The sequence below is a fragment of the Pelomonas sp. CA6 genome (genome assembly GCF_022549225.1).
Lineage (GTDB): Bacteria > Pseudomonadota > Gammaproteobacteria > Burkholderiales > Burkholderiaceae_C > Roseateles.
Window position 1 is genome coordinate 196,883 of record NZ_JAKZFD010000006.1, and the last position, 18,508, is coordinate 215,390.

At 70.0% G+C, this 18,508-nt stretch carries 14 protein-coding genes; all 14 read left to right on the forward strand.

Annotation, left to right across the window (positions count from 1 at the left end):
- Nucleotides 1-103: 103 nt before the first annotated feature.
- The 14 genes from LZ017_RS12265 to LZ017_RS12330 all read left to right on the forward strand — a co-directional run bounded on the left by LZ017_RS12265 (nt 104) and on the right by LZ017_RS12330 (nt 18,501).
- Nucleotides 104-973, forward strand: coding sequence for a ThiF family adenylyltransferase (locus LZ017_RS12265; protein WP_241397109.1), 870 nt, complete (start codon nt 104-106; stop codon nt 971-973).
- 293 nt (nt 974-1,266) lie between these two features.
- On the forward strand, nt 1,267-1,914 hold the full coding sequence (locus LZ017_RS12270) for an XrtA/PEP-CTERM system exopolysaccharide export protein (protein WP_241397110.1): 648 nt from the start codon (nt 1,267-1,269) through the stop codon (nt 1,912-1,914).
- A 165-nt stretch (nt 1,915-2,079) separates the two neighbouring features.
- Nucleotides 2,080-3,651, forward strand: coding sequence for an XrtA system polysaccharide chain length determinant (locus LZ017_RS12275; RefSeq protein ID WP_241397111.1), 1,572 nt, complete (start codon nt 2,080-2,082; stop codon nt 3,649-3,651).
- 6 nt (nt 3,652-3,657) lie between these two features.
- The gene (locus tag LZ017_RS12280) at nt 3,658-4,632 is read left to right on the forward strand and encodes an XrtA-associated tyrosine autokinase (RefSeq protein ID WP_241397112.1); all 975 of its coding nucleotides are present in this window, start codon (nt 3,658-3,660) and stop codon (nt 4,630-4,632) included.
- Complete coding sequence (locus tag LZ017_RS12285; protein ID WP_241397113.1) at nt 4,622-6,163, forward strand: TIGR03016 family PEP-CTERM system-associated outer membrane protein; 1,542 nt, start codon at nt 4,622-4,624, stop codon at nt 6,161-6,163. The genes LZ017_RS12280 and LZ017_RS12285 overlap by 11 nt, the downstream gene beginning before the upstream one ends.
- A gap of 5 nt (nt 6,164-6,168) precedes the next feature.
- The gene (locus LZ017_RS12290) at nt 6,169-7,248 is read left to right on the forward strand and encodes an XrtA/PEP-CTERM system-associated ATPase (RefSeq protein WP_241397114.1); all 1,080 of its coding nucleotides are present in this window, start codon (nt 6,169-6,171) and stop codon (nt 7,246-7,248) included.
- Nucleotides 7,249-7,253: 5 nt separating this feature from the next.
- Nucleotides 7,254-8,186 (forward strand): XrtA system polysaccharide deacetylase, encoded by a 933-nt coding sequence (locus tag LZ017_RS12295; RefSeq protein ID WP_241397202.1) that lies wholly within the window; start codon nt 7,254-7,256, stop codon nt 8,184-8,186.
- The gene (locus LZ017_RS12300; RefSeq protein ID WP_241397115.1) at nt 8,183-9,247 is read left to right on the forward strand and encodes a FemAB family XrtA/PEP-CTERM system-associated protein; all 1,065 of its coding nucleotides are present in this window, start codon (nt 8,183-8,185) and stop codon (nt 9,245-9,247) included. The genes LZ017_RS12295 and LZ017_RS12300 overlap by 4 nt, the downstream gene beginning before the upstream one ends.
- Nucleotides 9,240-10,829, forward strand: a complete 1,590-nt coding sequence (gene xrtA / locus LZ017_RS12305) for an exosortase A (RefSeq protein ID WP_241397116.1) — start codon at nt 9,240-9,242, stop codon at nt 10,827-10,829. Before LZ017_RS12300 ends, xrtA begins: the two co-directional genes overlap by 8 nt.
- A complete protein-coding gene (locus LZ017_RS12310; RefSeq protein WP_241397117.1) occupies nt 10,826-12,040 on the forward strand; it encodes a TIGR03088 family PEP-CTERM/XrtA system glycosyltransferase in 1,215 nt (404 codons plus the stop codon). Before xrtA ends, LZ017_RS12310 begins: the two co-directional genes overlap by 4 nt.
- Nucleotides 12,041-12,075: 35 nt before the next feature.
- Nucleotides 12,076-14,016: an XrtA/PEP-CTERM system amidotransferase gene (locus LZ017_RS12315; protein ID WP_241397118.1), complete on the forward strand. Its 1,941-nt coding sequence runs from the start codon at nt 12,076-12,078 to the stop codon at nt 14,014-14,016.
- Between the two features lie 43 nt (nt 14,017-14,059).
- Nucleotides 14,060-15,271 (forward strand): TIGR04063 family PEP-CTERM/XrtA system glycosyltransferase, encoded by a 1,212-nt coding sequence (locus LZ017_RS12320; RefSeq protein ID WP_241397203.1) that lies wholly within the window; start codon nt 14,060-14,062, stop codon nt 15,269-15,271.
- A gap of 12 nt (nt 15,272-15,283) precedes the next feature.
- Nucleotides 15,284-17,269 (forward strand): asparagine synthase (glutamine-hydrolyzing), encoded by a 1,986-nt coding sequence (asnB, locus tag LZ017_RS12325; RefSeq protein WP_241397119.1) that lies wholly within the window; start codon nt 15,284-15,286, stop codon nt 17,267-17,269.
- Entirely contained in the window at nt 17,266-18,501 is a 1,236-nt protein-coding gene (locus tag LZ017_RS12330; RefSeq protein ID WP_241397120.1) for a TIGR03087 family PEP-CTERM/XrtA system glycosyltransferase, read from the forward strand. Before asnB ends, LZ017_RS12330 begins: the two co-directional genes overlap by 4 nt.
- The last annotated feature ends 7 nt before the right edge of the window (nt 18,502-18,508 follow it).

Genomic DNA, 18,508 nt, shown 5'->3' on the forward strand with positions numbered 1-18,508 from the left:
GAATGCACAACAAGGATGGGACAGAGTCTGGGTTGAATCTATCATGTTGTCCCAAGTAAATGCTTCGGCTTAAAGAGGCGGATCCGCCGGCAGGAGAGGGCTCATGCAAGGGCAGCACGCGCAATTCGATTACGACAAGGCGTTTTCCAGAAATATCGGCTGGGTGACGCGCGACGAGCAGGCCATTCTCCGCAAGGTTCGTGTCGCGATCGCGGGGCAGGGCGGGGTGGGAGGGGTCCATGCGCTGACCCTGGCGCGGCTGGGAATCAGCCATTTCCATCTGGCGGATTTCGACAGTTTCGACGTCCATAACTTCAATCGCCAGGCGGGCGCATTCATGAGCACCGTCGGTCGGCCCAAGGCCGAGGTGATGGCGGAAATGATCCGGGATATCAATCCGGAAGCAGAAATCCGGATATTCGACGAAGGCGTCAACGAATCCAATCTGGACGCATTCCTGGATGGAATCGATGTTTACGTGGATGGCATTGATTTCTTCGCGATGAAAGCCCGGCGCATGCTATTCAACGCCTGCGAGCGCAAGGGAATCCCCGCGCTGACCGCCGCCCCCCTGGGCATGGGCGTGGCGCTGCTGTATTTCAAGCCGGGTGCCATGTCCTTCGAACGCTATTTCCGGCTGGAGGGGCAGCCGGAGCAGGAGCAGTACGCGCGCTTTATCGCCGGGCTCTCGCCGGCGATGCTGCAGCGGCGCTATCTGGTTGATCCCCAGGGCGTGAATTTCAAGGAGCGGCGCGGCCCGTCCACGCCCATGGCCTGCGAGCTGTGCGCCGGCGTGATGGCCACGGCGGTGCTGAAGGTGGTGCTGCGGCGCGGTGACCTCCGTCCGGCGCCCTGGGGCATGCATTTCGATGCCTACCGCCAACGCCTGCATCACACCTGGCGGCCCTGGGGTAATGCCAACCCGATGCAGAAGCTGCTGATTGCCTTGATTCGTCCGGTGTTGCGCGGCTGAACTGGAGGTAGCACGGAGTCCGCGGCGGAACGGGAAAATTCACGCCCTCAGTCGGGGGGTTTCAGTCGTCCCCGCGCTGAGGTGCAATCTGCCCCGCGCTTCAGCATTCCGGCTGTTGCTCCAAAACCGGCGGCGGCGTGATGGAGGTCACGTCGTCAGGGCCGGTTGGCCCTGTGAGACGTCACCAGAATCGTCGATAGCCTGTGGCATCATCAATTGGGGTGACGGCACCGGATGGGCATCGAATGCCGGCGCTGGCGAGCGCTGCGCTTGGTCGAATCGAAGGGGCAACAATGCTGCACACAACACTGTCATCGGGCTCATCCTATTTTGTTCGTACCGCCCGTTGGGCGGTGGCGCTGGTCGCCGTGGCCCTGGCGGCCGGTTGCGCCAGCAACCGGGGTTTGCCGCCGGCGCCCGTCTCGGCCGAGCAGGGGGATTACAGCTATGTGATCGGTGCCGGCGATTCGCTGAACATCATCGTGTGGCGCAATGCCGAGCTGTCCATGGTCGTGCCGGTGCGGCCCGACGGCAAGATCTCCGCGCCGCTGATCGACGAAATGGTGGTGCAGGGCAAGAACTCGGTCGAGGTGGCCCGCGACATCGAGAAGCAGCTCAGCAAATACGTGCGCGATCCGGTCGTGACCGTGATCGTCTCCAACTTCATCGGCCCCTACAGCGAGCAGATCCGCGTCGTCGGCGAGGCCGCCAAGCCCCAGTTCCTGCCCTTCAAGCAGAAGATGACGCTGCTGGACGTGATGATCGCCGTCGGCGGCCTGACCGACTTCGCGTCGGGCAACAGCGCCACCATCCTGCGCACCGCCGAGGGCAACAAGCAGTACAGCGTGCGCCTGAAGGACCTGCTCAAGCGTGGCGACGTCTCGGCCAATGTCGAGATGCGTCCCGGCGACATCCTGATCATTCCTCAAAGCTTCTTCTGACCTTCGGTCGGGCGGCCGTGGCGCCGGTGGGCGCGGTCGTCCGGGGCGGGCGCGGGCTCGGTGCCCGGCCGTCGTGAACGTCCCCAGGCCTGTCGCTCGGCGTCTGGCCCCGAGGGGAAGGACCAACTCGGGACCGGCCCGTCGTTTTCTTGAGAGTGTGGGTTCATGGATTTGCTGCTGGCTCAAATCGCGTCCGTCGCGCGGCGCATGTGGAAGTACCGCTGGTACGGGGTGCTTGCCGCCTGGGTGGTGGGGCTGATCGGCTCGGTGGCCGTGTTCATGGTGCCCGACCGCTATGAGGCCAGCGCGCGCATCTACGTCGACACCCAGACCATCCTGAAGCCGCTGATGTCCGGGCTGGCCGTGCCGTCCAACGTGGACCAGCAGGTGGCCATGCTCAGCCGCACGCTGATCAGCCGTCCCAATGTGGAAAAGCTGGTGCGCATGGCCGACCTGGACCTGAAGAACAAGACCAAGGCCCAGCAGGAAGCGACCATCGACGCGGTCTCGCGCTCGCTGTCCATCCAGAGCACCGGCCGCGACAACCTCTACACGCTGTCCTACCGCGCCGAAGACCCCGAGACCGCCAAGCGCGTGGTGCAGTCCATGGTGTCCATCTTCGTCGAGTCCAGCCTGGGCGCCTCGCGCAAGGACACGGCCACCGCGGCCAGCTTCATCAACGAGCAGATCAAGAACTACGAAGCCAAGCTGGAGGAGGCCGAGGCGCGGCTGAAGGCCTTCCGGCTGAAGAACATCGAGCTGATGGCCGGCGAGGGCAAGGACTCGGCGGCGCGCATCAGCGAGATGAACAATGCGCTGGAGCGCGCGCGGCTGGAGCTGCGCGAGGCCGAGAACGCCCGCGACACCGCCAAGCGCCAGCTGGCGGGCGAGCGCGGCGGCTCCGAGCTGCCCGACCTGCTGGCCGGCTCGCAGGGCTTCAACACGCCCGAGATCGACGCCCGCATCGAGACCCAGCGGCGCAACCTGGACGTGCTGCTGCAGCGCTACACCGAGGCCCATCCGGACGTGGTCGGCACGCGCAAGCTGATCCGCGATCTGGAGGAGCAGAAGGCCAAGGAGGTCGCCAACCTGCGCGCGCAGGCGGCGCGCAACCCGGTCAGCGCGCTGTCCGGCGGCGGCAGCCTGGCGCAGCAGGAGATGGCGCGCACGCTGGCCAGCACCGAGGTGCAGGTGGCGGCGCTGAAGGCGCGCGTGGAGGAGTATTCGGCGCGCTATCGCCAGGCGGTCAACGCGCTGAAGACCGCGCCGCAGCTGGAGGCCGAGGCGGCCCAGCTGAACCGCGACTACGCGATCCACAAGAAGAACTACGAAGACCTGGTGGCGCGCCGCGAGTCGGCTGCGATCTCCGGCGAGCTGGACGTGGCCAGCGGCCTGGCCGACTTCCGCACCATCGACCCGCCGCGGGCCAACAACAAGCCGGTGGCGCCCAACCGCATGCTGCTGCTGGCCGGTGCACTGGTCGCGGCGCTGGCGGCGGGGCTGCTGACCAGCTTCATCGTCGGCCAGCTGCGCCCGGTCTTCCTGGACGCCAGCGAGCTGCGGCTCAAGACCCAGCTGCCGGTGCTGGGCGTGGTGTCGCGCCTGGTCACGGCGGACGACCGCCGCCGCCAGCGCGTCGATCTGGTCCGCTTCTTCGCTGCGTCGGGCGGGTTGTTGGGGGTGTTCGCCCTGGGACTGGCCGCGATGGCCATCATCATCAGCAGGCAGGCGGGGTAATCAGCCATGAGCAGTTTGATCGAACAGGCGGCGCAACGGCTGGAACAGCTGCGCCAGGCCGGCGTGGAGCTGCCGGCGCTGACGCCGGCCGTCCCGGCCACGGCCACGGCCACGGCCGCGGCCGCGGCCACGGCCGCACGCCAGGCCCCGGAGCCCGTCGCCACGCCGGAGCCTTCGCCCGAGGCGCATGCGTATTCGCGCCGCATCGAGCTGGACCTGGTGGCGCTGCAGGCGCAGGGGCTGCTGACGCCCAATGCACCGCGCAGCCAGCTGGCCGACCAGTACCGGGTGATCAAGCGCCCGCTGATCAAGAACGCGATGGGCAAGGGCGCCGAGACCCTCAACCACGCCAACCTCATCATGGTGACCAGCGCGCTGCCCGGCGAGGGCAAGAGCTTCACCTCGCTGAACCTGGCGATGAGCATCGCCGCCGAGCTGGACAACACCGTGATGCTGGTCGACGCCGACGTGGCGCGGCCTTCGGTGCTGCGCATGCTCGGCCAGCCCGAGGGGCCGGGGCTGCTGGACATCCTGGAGAACAAGGCCAGCATGTCCGACGTGTTGCTGCGCACCAATGTTGACAAGCTGACCATCCTGCCCAGCGGCACGCCGCATCCCAAGGCGACCGAGCTGCTGGCCAGCGATGCGATGTCCGCGCTGCTGCACGACATGGCGCAGCGCTATTCGGACCGCATCATCATCTTCGACTCCCCGCCGCTGTTGCTGACCACCGAGTCGCGCGTGCTGGCTTCGCACATGGGGCAGATCGTCGTCGTCGTGCATGCCGAGAAGACGCTGCAGGGCGCGGTCCAGCAGGCGCTGTCGACGATCGAGTCCTGCCCACTCAAGCTGCTGGTGCTCAACCAGACCGGCACCGGAGGGGGCGACGGCTATGGCTACGGCTATGGCTACGGGTACGGCTATGGCCATGACGTCGGCGCCAGCGCCAGTGCCGGCCACGGAGCCCGCGATGGCGGCTGAGGTCCGGCCGGTCGGCACCCCGCGGCTGCTGGCGCTGCTGGCGGGCCTGGCGCTGCCGGCGATGGCGGCCGAGGGCGGCGGCGAAGGCGGCGGACGCACCGGGCTGTTCGTGCAGCCGCGCATCTCCGCCGGCGTCACCCTCACCGACAACCTGCGCCCCGGGGTCGGCACGCCGGGGGCCGAGGACCGCGCCATCATCACCCAGCTCAGCGCCGGCCTGGCGCTGCGCAAGGACAGCGGCCCGGTGCGTGGCTCGCTGGACTATTCGCTCAGCGGCCTGGGCTATCTGAAGACCGAGGAGAAGAGCCGGCTGCAGAACAACCTGCAGGCCCAAGGCATGGCCGAGTGGCTGGACGGGCGCCTGATCCTCAACGGCGTGGCCAGCATCGGCCAGCAGGCGCAGTCGGTGTTCTCGCCGCTGCCCAGCTCGTCCACCGGCAGCAGCCAGAACCAGGTCGAGGTGGCTTCCATCATGCTGCGCCCCGAGCTGCGCGGCAGCGTCGGCCAGCTCTTCGGCTACCGCCTCAGCGCCGGCGTCGGCGAGACGCGGGCGCGCAAGACCGACCAGGGCGACGGCAGCCAGCGCGACGCGACGCTGACGATCAACGGCCTGCGCGGCGGCGAGCTGAACTGGAGCCTCAACGCGCTGGCGCGACGCGCCGACGTGACCCAGGGCCGCAACACGCGCGAGGCGCAGCTGACCTTCGGCCTGGCCTGGCGCCCGGACGTGGATGTGTCGCTGGGCGTCAACGGCGGCCGCGAGCGCAACAACATGATCAGCGAGGATCAGCGCACGGACACCACCTACGGCGGCGATTTCCTCTGGACGCCCACGCCGCGCACGCGTGTGCAGGGCAACTGGCAGCAGCATCTGTACGGCGCCAGCCATGAGTTTCGGCTGGAGCACCGGCTGGCGCGCTCGGCGCTGCGCTACACCCACGCCACCGGCGTGTCCTCGGGCGGCGGGCTGGCCGCGCCGACCGCGCCGGACTGGGCCACGCTGCTGGACCTGCAGCTGCAGGCGCGCATCCCCGATCCGGCGCAGCGCGCCCAGTGGATCGACCAGTTCCTGCGCACCAACGGGCTGGATCCCAAGGCCACGCCGGGCGGCCTGCTGGCCTCCACCGCCAGCCGCACCCAGCGCCAGGAGTTCAGTGCATCGTGGGAAGGGCAGCGCCTGAGCGCCGTGTTCGGCGTCTCGCGCAACCGCACCCAGCGTCTGTCCGACCTGCCGGTGTCCGGCAACGACGACCTTAGCCGCTCGCGCTCCATCCTGCAGCATGGGCTCAACCTCGCGCTGTCCTACAAGCTGACGCCGCTGACCTCGCTGACCGGCTCCGCCGCCTGGCAGCGATCCAGTGGCGACACCAGCGCGCTGAGCAGCGATTTGAAGAGCCTCAGCGCCGGCGTCAGCGTGCGCCTGGGGCCCAGCACCACGCTGCTGGTCAATGCCCGCAAGGCCAAGTACACCAACCCGACGCAGCCCTATGACGAGCACGCGTTGAGTTTCCTGTTGACGCAGTTGTTCTGAATGCGATGTACGAATCGTTCTACGGGCTGAACAGCAAGCCGTTCCAGCTCAGCCCCGATCCCAGCTTCTACTTCGGCAGCAAGCAGCATCGCCGCGCCAAGGCCTATCTGGACTATGGCGTGCTGCGCAACGACGGCTTCATCGTCATCACCGGCGAGATCGGCGCCGGCAAGACCACGCTGCTGCGCGGCCTGCTGGACAGCCTGGACCGCCACACCGTGGTCATCGGCCACCTGGTCACCACCCAGCTCGACGCCGAGGACACGCTGCGCATGGTCGGCGCGGCCTTCGGCGTGCGCGTCAAGGACCTGCCCAAGTCCGAGCTGCTGATGACGCTGGAGGCCTTCCTGACCACCCAGGTCAGCCAGGGCAAGCGCTGCCTGCTGGTGGTCGACGAGGCGCAGAACCTCAGCATGCGCGCGGTCGAGGAGCTGCGCATGCTCTCCAACTTCCAGTTCGGCAACCAGTCGCTGCTGCAGACCTTCTTGGTCGGCCAGCCCGAGTTCCGCCAGATCCTGCAGCGGCCGGAGATGGAGCAGTTCCGCCAGCGCATCGCGGCGACCTGCCACATCGGCCCGCTGGACGAGGAGGAGACCAAGGCCTACATCCAGCACCGCCTGCGCTGCGCCGGCAGCAGCGGCAAGCCCAGCTTCGACGACGCCGCCTTCGCGCTCATCCACCAGGCCACGCAGGGCATCCCGCGGCGCATCAACGGCCTGTGCGACCGGCTGCTGCTGCTGGGCTTCATGGCCGAGCGCAGCCACCTGACCGAGGCCGATGTGCGCGAGGTGATCGAGGACCAGGCGCGCGAGGCCCAGGTGCCCGGCGGCGGCGCGGCGGGCGCGTCCGCCGCCATCGCGGTGGACCTGCCGCTGGAGCTGGACCCCGCCAAGCTGCGCCTGAACGGCGCCGCCGAGGGGCTGCACCAGAGCTTCTCGGTGCTCAGCCAGAGCCAGCACGAGGAACGCCTGGTGCGCCTGGAACAAAGCCTGATGCGGCTGGAGCGCATCAACGCGCAGACCCTGCAGCTGCTGCAGCAGCTGGTGCACGCGGTGCGCAGCCACGCCGAGGAGCCCAAGCCATGACGGGAATGCCGGCCGCCGGCCAGCCGCTGCGCAATGCGATGACCATCGACGTGGAGGACTACTTCCAGGTCTCCGCCTTCGCGCCCTACATCGACCGCGCCCAGTGGGACGGGCTGGAATGCCGCGTCGAGCGCAACCTGGAGCGCATCCTCGCGCTGCTGGACCGGCATGGCGTCAAGGCCACCTTCTTCACGCTGGGCTGGATCGCCGAGCGCTATCCGCAGGCGGTGCGCCGCATCGTTGACGCGGGGCACGAACTGGCGTCGCACGGCCACGGCCACCAGCGCGCCAGCGAGCTGGACCCGGCGCAGTTCCGTGCCGACGTGACGCGCGCCAAGGCGCTGCTGGAAGACCTGTCGGGCCGGCCCGTGCTGGGCTACCGCGCGCCCAGCTTCTCGATCGGACCGGCCAACTGGTGGGCCTTCGACGTGCTCGGCGAGACCGGCCACCGCTACAGCTCCAGCGTCTACCCGATCCGTCACGACCACTACGGCATGCCCGATTCGCCGCGCTTCGCCTACGAGGTCAAGCCCGGGCTGATCGAGGTGCCGGTGACCACGCTGCGCCTGCGCGGGCGCAATCTGCCGTCCAGCGGCGGCGGCTATTTCCGGCTGCTGCCCTATGCGCTGTCGCGCTGGATGATCCGCCGCGTCAACGAACAGGACGGGCAGAGCGCCGTCTTTTACTTCCACCCCTGGGAGATCGACGCCGAACAGCCCCGCGTACCCGGCATCGACGCCAAGTCGCGCTTCCGCCATTACGTGAACCTGCGTCACACCCTGGGCCGCATCGACCGCCTGCTGGGCGACTTCCGCTGGGGGCGCATGGACGAGATCTTCCTGCCGCCCTCCGGCGCCGCGCAGGCCGCGACGACCGGCGCCGCCGCCGCCGCGCTGCCGCGCCTGGGAGCCGCGCTCTCGCACGAGGGCCGGCTGTGACCGTCGCGCAAGCCGTGCAATGCCATGAGCTGGCCCTGGGCGACGCCGCGACCGCGGCACGCTGGGACGCCTTCGTGCGGGACTGCCCGCAGGCCACCTTCTTCCACCGCAGCGGCTGGCAGCGCGTGATCGCCGAGGCCTTCGGCCACCGCTGCCTCTACCTCTACGCGCAGCGCGACGGGCGCATCGAGGCCGTGCTGCCGCTGGTGCAGGTGCGCAGCCTGCTGTTCGGCCACGCGCTGGTGAGCCTGCCCTTCGCCGTCTATGGCGGCGTGGCGGCGCTGGACGGCGCGGCCGGCGAGGAGGCCGCGCAGCTGCTGGAGACGCGCGCCGACGCGCTGGCCCGGGAGCTGGGCGCCGACCATCTGGAGCTGCGCCAGCTGGCGCGCCAGCACGAGGGCTGGCCCGCGCAGGACCTGTACGTCACCTTCCGCAAGCCAATCCTGCCCGAGGTCGAGGCCAACATGAACGCCATCCCGCGCAAGCAGCGGGCGATGGTGCGCAAGGGCATCAAGAACAACCTGCGCAGCGAGATCGACCAGTCACTGGACCGCTTCTTCGCGCTCTATGCCGACAACGTGCACCGGCACGGCACGCCGGCGCTGCCGCGCGCCTACTTCGCCGCGCTGATGCGCGAGTTCGGGCCGGACTGCGAGCTGCTCATCGTCAGCGACGAGGCCGGCCGGCCGCTCAGCGGCGTGATGAGCTTCTACTTCCGCGACGAGGTGCTGCCTTACTACGCTGGCGACGACGTGCGCGCGCGCGACCTGGCGGCCAACGACTTCAAGTACTGGGAGCTGATGCGCCTGGCCTGCGAGCGCGGGCTGAAGACCTTCGACTACGGACGCAGCAAGCAGGGCACGGGCAGCTATTCGTTCAAGAAGAACTGGGGCTTCGAGCCGGCGCCGCTGCACTACGAGTACCGGCTCTACAAGCGCGACCAGGTGCCGCAGAACAACCCCTCCAACCCCAAGTACAAGCTGCTGATCAACACCTGGCGGCGCATGCCGCTGGCGCTGGCCAACTGGATGGGCCCCTTCGTGGTGAAGTACCTTGGATAAACCGCTGTCCGCCACGGGCGCCGCGGCCGGACGCCTGCCGGCCGCGTGGCAGCGCCTGCTGCCGCTGTGGCTGCTGCTCACCGTGCTGCTGCTGGCGGTCTACCGCGAGACGGCCTGGGGCATGGTGCAGATCTGGTCGCGCTCGGAGACCTTTGCCCACGCCTACCTGGTGCCGCCCATCACCGCCTGGCTGATCTGGCGCGCGCGGGCGCGCTGGCTGGCGCTGACGCCGCGGCTGTGGGGCTGGCCGCTGCTGGGGCTGGCGCTGGCCGGCGCGCTGTGGCTGGCCGGCGACCTGTCGGGGCTCAACGCGCTGACCCAGTTCGCGCTGGTGGCGCAGTGGGTGTGCCTGAGCCTGGCCCTGCTGGGCCCCGCGGTGGGCCGCGTCATGGCCTTCCCGCTGCTCTTCGTGTTCTTCGCCGTGCCCATGGGCGAGGCGCTGGTGCCCTTGCTGATGGACGGCACGGCCGACTTCACCATCGCGGCGCTGCGCGCCAGCGGCGTGCCGGTCTACCGCGAGGGGCTGAACTTCGTCATCCCGTCCGGCCACTGGTCGGTGGTCGAGGCCTGCAGCGGCATCCGCTACCTGATCGCCTCGCTGATGGTGGGCTCGCTGTTCGCCTACCTGAGCTACCGCGGCGCGCGCAAGCGCTGGCTGTTCATGCTGGTCGCCGCGCTGCTGCCGCTGGTGGCCAACTGGCTGCGCGCCTACATGATCGTGATGCTGGCCCACCTGTCCGGCAATGAGCTGGCCACCGGCGTGGACCACCTCATCTATGGCTGGGTGTTCTTCGGCCTGGTGATGTTCGCGATGTTCGTGATCGGCTCGCGCTGGGCCGACCCCGTCGAGCCGGCCGCCGCCGCGCCCATTACCGCCGTGGCGTCGCCGCTGCCGCAGCGCGGCGCGGCGCTGGCGGGTGGCGCGCTGGCCTGCGCGGTGCTGGTGCTGCTGCCCCTGCTGCTGCGCCCGGCCTCGCCGGAGGTGGCGACGCAGGGCTTGACGCTGGCGCTGTCCGAGCGCGTGGGCGCCTGGGCGCGCCAGGCCGACGATGCCTCGCGCTGGAGCCCCAACTATGCGCAGGCCGACCTGCGCCAGGCCGCGCGCTGGCAGCGCGGCGACGAGGCGCCGCCGGTGTTCAGCGACCTGGCCTACTACGCCGCCCAGGACTACCAGCGCAAGATGCTCAGCTCCACCCAGGGCCTGCTGGTGCTGGGCGAATCGCAATGGCGGCTGCTGGAGCCGCGGCGCGTGGACGTGGGCGGGGCCGCGATGCAGCAGTTCGTGCTGGAAGGCGGGGCGGTCGTCGAGGTGGCACGCACGCGCGCGCTGGTGCGCCAGGTCTACTGGGTGGGCGGACGCTGGACCGAGCGCGCGCTGGAGGCGCGTGCCTGGGTGATGCTGAACAAGCTGCTGCGCCGTGGCGACGACTCGGCGGTGCTGGTGCTGCACACGCCGCTGCGCGACGGCGACCGCGGCGAAGAGGCGGGCGCGCGGCTGCAGGCCTGGTGGACCGAGGCCCGGCCGGCGCTGGAACAGGCGCTGCAGGGCCTGCATCGCCAGGCCCGGGGGAGCGGATCGTGAGCCCGGAGCGCGACGAGACCGGCCGCCCGCTGATCGCTCATGTGGTCTACCGCTTCGACACCGGCGGGCTGGAGAACGGGCTGGTCAACCTGATCAACGAGATGGGCGAGCAGCACTGGCGCCACGCGGTGATCGCGCTCACCGAGGTCAGCGAGCGCTTTCGCCAGCGCGTGCGCCGCGCCGACGTGCGCTTCATCGCGCTGAACAAGCCGCCGGGGCATGCCTTCGCGCTCTATCCGCGCGTCTGGCGCCTGCTGCGCGAACTCAGGCCGGCCGTGCTGCACACGCGCAATCTCGCGGCGCTGGAGCTGCAGCCAGTGGGCTGGGCGGCGGGCGTGCCGGTGCGCATCCATGGCGAGCATGGCCGCGACATGGACGACCTGCACGGCCTCAGCCGCAAGCACCAGCGCATCCGCCGCGCCTTCAGCCCCTTCGTGCACCGCCATGTGGCGTTGTCGCGCGACCTGGCGGGCTATCTGCGCGACCGCGTCGGGCTGGACGCGGCCCGCATCGTGCAGATCTACAACGGCGTGGACACCGAACGCTTCCATCCCGCGCCGCCGGGCGGTGCCGACGACACGACGCCGTCCGGCTGGCCCTTCGGCGCGCCGGGCCTCTTCGTCTTCGGCAGCGTGGGGCGCATGCAGGACGTGAAGAACCCGCTGCTGCTCACGCGTGCCTTCGCACGCCTGCTGCGCGAGCAGCCGGCGCTGCGCGAGCGGCTGCGGCTGGTGCAGGTGGGCGAGGGCCCGCTGCGCGGACAGGTGCAGGCGCTGCTCGCGCAGGAGGGACTGTCGGCGCTGGCCTGGCTGCCCGGCGACCGCGCCGACGTGCCCGCGCTGATGCGTCGGCTGGACGCCTTCGTGCTGCCCTCGCGCGCCGAGGGCATTTCCAACACCATCCTGGAGGCCATGGGCTGCGCGCTGCCGGTGCTGGCCACCGAGGTGGGCGGCAACGCGGAGCTGCTGCAGTCGGGCCAGCAAGGCCTGCTGCTGCCCGAGGGCGACGAGGCGGCGCTCACGCGCGCCATGGCCGAGCTGGCCGCGGACCCGGCGCGCGCGCGCGCCATGGGCCAGGCCGGACGCGCGCGGGTGCAGGCGATGTTCAGCCTGCAGTCCATGCGCCAGGCCTACGAAGCGCTGTACCGGCGCGAGCTGGCGGGCCGGACCGGGCCTGTCGCGCATGACAGAACACGAACGACAGGGCCTTGAAGGCCCGCGGGCAAGGACCACCAGGGGAAGCAAGCATGTGTGGAATCACCGGCATTTTCGACACCCGAGGCCAGCGCGCGCTGGACCCGGCCTGCCTGCATCGGATGAACGAGGCGCTGCACCACCGTGGCCCCGACGAGGGCAGCGTGCACCTGGAGCCCGGGCTGGGCATGGGGCACCGCCGCCTTTCCATCATCGACGTGGCCACCGGTCAGCAGCCGCTGTTCAATGAGGATGGCTCGGTGGTCGTGGTCTTCAACGGCGAGATCTACAACTACCAGTCGCTGATCCCCGAGCTGAAGGCGCTGGGCCACCAGTTCCGCACGCGCAGCGACACCGAGGTCATCGTCCATGCCTGGGAGGCCTGGGGGGCGGAGTGCGTCAAGCGCTTCCGCGGCATGTTCGCGTTCGCGCTGTGGGACCGCAAGCAGCAGACCCTGTTCATGGCGCGCGACCGCCTGGGCGTCAAGCCCATGTACTACGGGCTGCTGGACGACGGACAGATGCTGTTCGGCTCCGAGCTGAAGGCGCTGCTGGCCCATGGCGGGCTCAAGCGTGAGATCGACCCGCAGGCGCTGGAGGAGTATTTCTCGCTGGGCTACGTGGCCGAGCCGCGCACGGTGTTCCGCCAGGCGCTGAAGCTGGAGCCCGGCCACAGCCTGCTCTGGAAGCGCGGCCAGCCGCTGCCGCGGCCGCAGCGCTACTGGGACGTGCGCTTCACGCTGGACCACAAGATCGGCCTGGAAGAGGCCTGCGAGGAGCTGCAGCGCCGGCTCAAGGAGTCGGTCCAGCTGCGCATGATCTCCGAGGTGCCGCTGGGCGCCTTCCTGTCGGGCGGCGTCGATTCCAGCGCGGTGGTGGCGACCATGGCCGGGCTCTCCGCCGAGCCGGTCAAGACCTGCGCCATCGCCTTCGACGACCCGGCCTTCAACGAATCGCAGTTCGCGCGCATGGTGGCCGAGCGCTACCACACCGATCACCACGAGCACCTGGTGCAGAGCGACGACTTCAGCCTGATCGACCGGCTGGCGCGCCTGTATGACGAACCCTATGCGGACTCGTCCGCGCTGCCGACCTACCGCGTCTGCCAGCTGGCGCGCCAGCATGTCACCGTGGCGCTGTCCGGTGACGGCGGCGACGAGTCCTTCGGCGGCTACCGCCGCTACCGCCTGCACCTGATGGAAGAGCGCATGCGCGCCGCGCTGCCCGAGGGTCTGCGCCGGCCGCTGTTCGGGCTGCTGGGGCGCCTCTATCCCAAGGCCGACTGGGCGCCGCGCATGTTCCGCGCCAAAACCACCTTCGAGGGCATGGCGCGCAGCTCGGTGGAGGCCTATTTCCATTCCGTCTCCATCCTGCGCGGCCCCATGCGCGAGCAGCTCTACAGCACGCGGCTGAAGTCCGAGCTGGGCGGCTACAACGCGCTGCAGCTCTTCGAGCGCCACGCCGCGCAGGCCGGCACCGAGGACCCGCTGGCGCTGATCCAGTACCTGGACCTGAAGACCTATCTGGTCGGCGACATCAACACCAAGGTGGACCGCGCCAGCATGGCGCATTCGCTGGAGGTGCGCGAGCCGCTGATGGACCACGAGCTGGTCGAATGGCTGGCCTGCCTGCCCAGCGATCTGAAGATCCGCGGCAACGAAGGCAAGTTCCTGTTCAAGAAGGCCATGGAGCCCGCGCTGCCCAACGACGTGCTGTACCGCCCCAAGATGGGCTTCGCCGTGCCGCTGGCGCGCTGGTTCCGCGGCCCGCTGAAGCAGCGCGTCAAGGACGTGGTCCTGGGCCAGCGCCTGGCCGACACCGGCTACTTCAACCGCGGCTACCTGGAGCACCTGGTCGAGGCGCACCAGAACGGCAGCCGCGACTACAGCGCGCCGCTGTGGACGCTGATGATGTTCGAGGGCTTCCTGCGCCAGGTGATGGACGGCGATGCCTCGCACGCGCTGCCGCGCGAAGAGGCGGAGGCGCTGGCATGAACCGGCTGGGCCAACCGCGGGCGCGAAGGGCTGTCCGATGACGCTGCGCATCCTCCATGTACTGGACCATTCGCTGCCGCTGCACAGCGGCTACACCTTCCGCACCCTGTCCATCCTGCGCGAGCAACGCGCGCTGGGCTGGCAGACTTGGCAGCTGACCACGCCCAAGCAGGGCGCGACGGCCGACCGCGAGGAGCAGGCCGGCGACTGGCACTTCTACCGCACGCCCAGCGAGCCCGGCACCGGGCTGCTGGCGCAGATGCGGCTGACCGCGGCGCGCCTGGGCGAGCTTGTGAGGGAGCTGCGGCCCGACCTGATCCACGCCCATTCGCCGGTGCTCAACGCGCTGCCCTCGCTGTGGGTGGGGCGCCGGCTGGGCGTGCCGGTGGTCTATGAGATGCGCGCCTCGTGGGAGGATGCGGCGGTGGACCATGGCACGACGCGCGAGGGCAGCGCGCGCTACCGCGTGTCGCGCGCGCTGGAGAGCTTCGCGCTGAAGCGCGCCGACGCGATCACCACCATCTGCGAGGGCCTGCGCGGCGACATCGTGGCGCGCGGCATCCCCGCCGAGCGCATCACCGTGATTCCCAACGCGGTCGACGCGCAGACCTTCCAGTTCGGCGTGCCCGCCGATGCGCAGCTGCGCAGCCGGCTCCGGCTGGACGGGGCCACGGTGCTGGGCTTCGCCGGTTCCTTCTATGCCTACGAAGGGCTGGCGCTGCTGCTGGACGCGGTGGCGGCCATGCGCGCGCGCCATCCGGCCCTGCGCGTGCTGCTGGTGGGCGGCGGCCCGCAGGAGCAGGCGCTCAAGGACCAGGTGCAGCGCCTGGGCCTGCAGGACGCGGTGGTCTTCACCGGCCGCGTGCCGCACAGCGAGGTGCAGCGCTATTACGAGCTGATCGACGTGCTGGCCTATCCGCGCCTGCCCATGCGCCTGACCGAGCTGGTCACGCCGCTGAAGCCGCTGGAGGCGATGGCGCAGGGGCGCATCTTCGTGGCCTCCGACGTCGGCGGCCACCGCGAACTGATCCGCGACGGCGAGACCGGCTTTCTGTTCCGCGCCGGCGACGTGCAGGCCCTGGTGGCGCGGCTGGAGCAGGTGCTGGCGCAGCAGCAGGACTGGCCGCGCGTGCGCGCGCAGGCGCGCCGCTTTGTCGAGGACGAGCGCACCTGGACGCGCAGCGTCGCCGGCTACCGCCACGCCTATGCGCAGGCGATGGCGAGCCGTGGCCAGCAGCACGCGGCGCTGGCCTGAGGAGCAAGAAGAATGTGTGGCATACACGGCATCCACTACCTGGACGGGCGCACGGTCACGCCGGAGCTGCTGTCGCGCATGGGGCAGCTGACCCGGCACCGCGGCCCGGACGACGAAGGCCAGCACATCGCCGGCCCCTGCGGCATCGCGATGCGGCGCCTGTCCATCATTGACCTGGCCGGCGGGCACCAGCCCATCTCCAACGCCGACGACACGCTGTGGCTGGTCTGCAATGGCGAGATCTACAACTACCGCGAGCTGCGCGCCGAGCTGATCGCCAAGGGCTACCGCTTCAAGACCGGCTCCGACAGCGAGGTGCTGCTGCATCTGTACGACGCCGAGGGCGATGAGTTCGTCCACCGCCTCAATGGCATGTTCGACTTCGCGCTGTGGGACGCGCGCCGGCGCCGCCTGCTGATCGGCCGCGACCGCATCGGCGTGAAGCCGCTGTATGTGCTGCAGGACGGCCGGATGCTGGCCTTCGCGACCGAGGCCAAGGCCCTGCTGGGCCTGCCCGGCGTGCGCGCCGAGCTGGACATGAGCCAGCTGCCCGCCTATCTGCAGCTGGGCTATGTGGCCGCGCCGGGCAGCCTGTTCAAGGGCATACGCAAGCTGCCGCCGGCCACGCTGCTGGCGGTCGAGGACGGCCAGGTGCGCGAATGGCGCTACTGGCGGCTGTCGCCGCGCATCGAGCGCGCGCGCAGCGAGGCGCAGTGGCTGGAGATGGCGCGCGCGCAGCTGGAGCGCTCGGTCGCGATGCAGATGGTCAGCGACGTGCCCATCGGCGCCTTTCTGTCCGGCGGCGTGGACTCCAGCGCCGTGGTCGGGCTGATGGCCCGCCACGCCAGCGAGCCGATACGCACCTACGCGATCGGCTTCGAGGGCGGCGCGGCGGAGGCGCTCTACAACGAGCTGCCCTATGCGCGTCAGGTCGCGCGGCTGTTCGGCACGCAGCACAAGGAGATCGTCGTCAAGCCCGACGTCGTCGGCCTGCTGCCCAAGCTGCTGTGGCACATGGACGAGCCGATTGCCGACACCGCCTTCATCACCACCTACCTGGTTTCGCAGTTCGCGCGCCAGGACGTCAAGGTGATCCTGTCCGGCGTCGGCGGCGACGAGCTGTTCGGTGGCTACCGCCGCTACCTGGGCGGCCACTATGCGCGCAAGCTGCAGGCGGTGCCGGCGCCGCTGCGCGCGGTGCTGGGCGCGGTGGTGAACCGGTTGCCGGCCGACCGCCATTCGGGCTGGATGAACAAGGCGCGGCTGGCCAAGGGCTTCATGGCCAGCGCCGCGATGGCGCCGGACGCGCGCTACCAGAGCTATCTGCAGATCATGGCGCCGGACCATGTCGACGCGCTGCTGGGCGACGCGGGCCTGCGCGCGCGCGGCGCCGACCCGCTGGCCGCCGCCTTCGCCGCCGCGGGCGGCGAGGACGAGCTCAACCGCATGCTCGCCGTCGACGCCGAGACCCAACTGACCGACGACCTGCTGCTGCTCACCGACAAGATGAGCATGGCCGTGTCGCTGGAATGCCGCGTGCCGCTGCTGGACCACGAGCTGGTCGAGCTGTGCGCGGCAATGCCGCACGCGGTGAAGACCCCGGGCGGCGCGCTCAAGGGCCTGATGAAGAAGGCGCTCGCCGACCTGCTGCCGCAAGAGATCCTGTACCGTGCCAAGCGCGGCTTCGGCACGCCGATGGGCGCCTGGCTCAAGCAAGACCTGGCCCCGGTGCTGCGCGAGCTGCTCAGCCCGGCCTCGCTGGCGCGGCGCGGCTGGCTGCAGGCCGCGCCGGTCGCCGCGCTGGTGCGCGATCACGAGGCGCAGCGCGCCGACTACACCGACGCGCTGCTGGCGCTGATGAACCTGGAGCTGTGGGCGCGGCTCTACATCGACGGTCGCGACAGCGACGACCTGGCGGACGAGCTGCGCCAGTTGGCGCGCCTCGCGCCGTCCGCCGCGGTGCCGTCCTCCGCGACCTCCGATTCGATTGCCGCATGAACATCCTCTACCTCTGCCACCGCTTCCCGTTCCCGCCCAAGCGGGGCGGCAAGATCCGGCCCTTCAACATGATCCGCCACTTCAGCGAGCGCGGGCACCAGGTGACGGTCTGCTCGCTGTCGCGCTCGGCGCCGGAGGCCCAGGAAGGGCAGGGCATCGCCGCGCATTGCGAGCGCTTCGTGATGGGCCATGTCAGCAACCCGGTGCAGGTGCTGCGCATGGTGGCGCGGCTGCCGCTGCTGACGCCCTCGTCCATGGGCTTCTTCTACTCGCCCGAGCTGGCGCGCCAGGTGCGCGAGCTGCTGGCCTCGCGGCGCTGGGACCTGATCTTCGTCCACTGCTCCTCGGTGGCCCAGTATGTCGAGGACGTGCAGGGCATTCCCAAGATCCTGGACTTCGGCGACATGGACTCGCAGAAGTGGTTCGAGTACGCCAACTACAAGCCCTTCCCGCTGTCGCTGGGCTACCGGCTGGAAGGCGCGAAGATGCTGCGCGCCGAGAAGCGTCTGGCGCGCAAGTTCGACCTCTGCACCGCGACGACGCGGGCCGAGTGGCAGACGCTGGAGGACTACGGCACCGGCGCGCGCACCGACTGGTTTCCCAACGGCGTGGATGCCGGCTTCTTCTGTCCCGATGGCGAGCCCTACGACCCCGAGCTGATCAGCTTCATCGGGCGCATGGACTACTACCCCAACCAGGAGTGCATGGCGCGCTTCTGTGCCGAGGTCTGGCCGCTGCTGCGGGCGCGCCGCCCGACTCTGAAGCTGGTCATCGTCGGCGCCGATCCGTCGCCGGCGATGCGCAAGCTGGGCGAGATCCCCGGCGTCAGCGTCACCGGCTCGGTGCCCGATGTGCGGCCCTATGTGCGGCGCTCGGCGGTGATGGTTGCGCCGCTGGCGATCGCGCGTGGCACGCAGAACAAGATCCTGGAGGCAATGGCGATGGGCGTGCCCGTGGTCACCAGCACGGTGGCCGCAGGCGGCGTGGACGCGCTGGCGCCCGATCATCTGCGCGTGGCCGACACGCCGGCCGAGATCGCGGACGCGGTGCTGCAACTGGTCGAGCATCCCGAGGCCCGCGAGCAGCTCGCGCGCGCCGGCCGCGAGCGCGTGCTGAGCCACCATTCCTGGGCCGGCTCCATGCGGCGCCTGGACGGCATCATTGACAACTTGTTGAGCCGCCGCAATGCGGCCCCCGCCGGGGCCGCCATCGTGGCCGGTGCGAACCGATAAGCAAGAA

Bases quoted from the DNA above. Each gene is read 5' to 3' on its own strand.
- LZ017_RS12265 (WP_241397109.1), top strand. From the start codon at position 104: ATGCAAGGGCAGCACGCGCAATTCGATTACGACAAGGCGTTTTCCAGA.
- LZ017_RS12270 (WP_241397110.1), top strand. From the start codon at position 1,267: ATGCTGCACACAACACTGTCATCGGGCTCATCCTATTTTGTTCGTACC.
- LZ017_RS12275 (WP_241397111.1), top strand. From the start codon at position 2,080: ATGGATTTGCTGCTGGCTCAAATCGCGTCCGTCGCGCGGCGCATGTGG.
- LZ017_RS12280 (WP_241397112.1), top strand. From the start codon at position 3,658: ATGAGCAGTTTGATCGAACAGGCGGCGCAACGGCTGGAACAGCTGCGC.
- LZ017_RS12285 (WP_241397113.1), top strand. From the start codon at position 4,622: ATGGCGGCTGAGGTCCGGCCGGTCGGCACCCCGCGGCTGCTGGCGCTG.
- LZ017_RS12290 (WP_241397114.1), top strand. From the start codon at position 6,169: ATGTACGAATCGTTCTACGGGCTGAACAGCAAGCCGTTCCAGCTCAGC.
- LZ017_RS12295 (WP_241397202.1), top strand. From the start codon at position 7,254: ATGCCGGCCGCCGGCCAGCCGCTGCGCAATGCGATGACCATCGACGTG.
- LZ017_RS12315 (WP_241397118.1), top strand. From the start codon at position 12,076: ATGTGTGGAATCACCGGCATTTTCGACACCCGAGGCCAGCGCGCGCTG.
- asnB (WP_241397119.1), top strand. From the start codon at position 15,284: ATGTGTGGCATACACGGCATCCACTACCTGGACGGGCGCACGGTCACG.
- LZ017_RS12330 (WP_241397120.1), top strand. From the start codon at position 17,266: ATGAACATCCTCTACCTCTGCCACCGCTTCCCGTTCCCGCCCAAGCGG.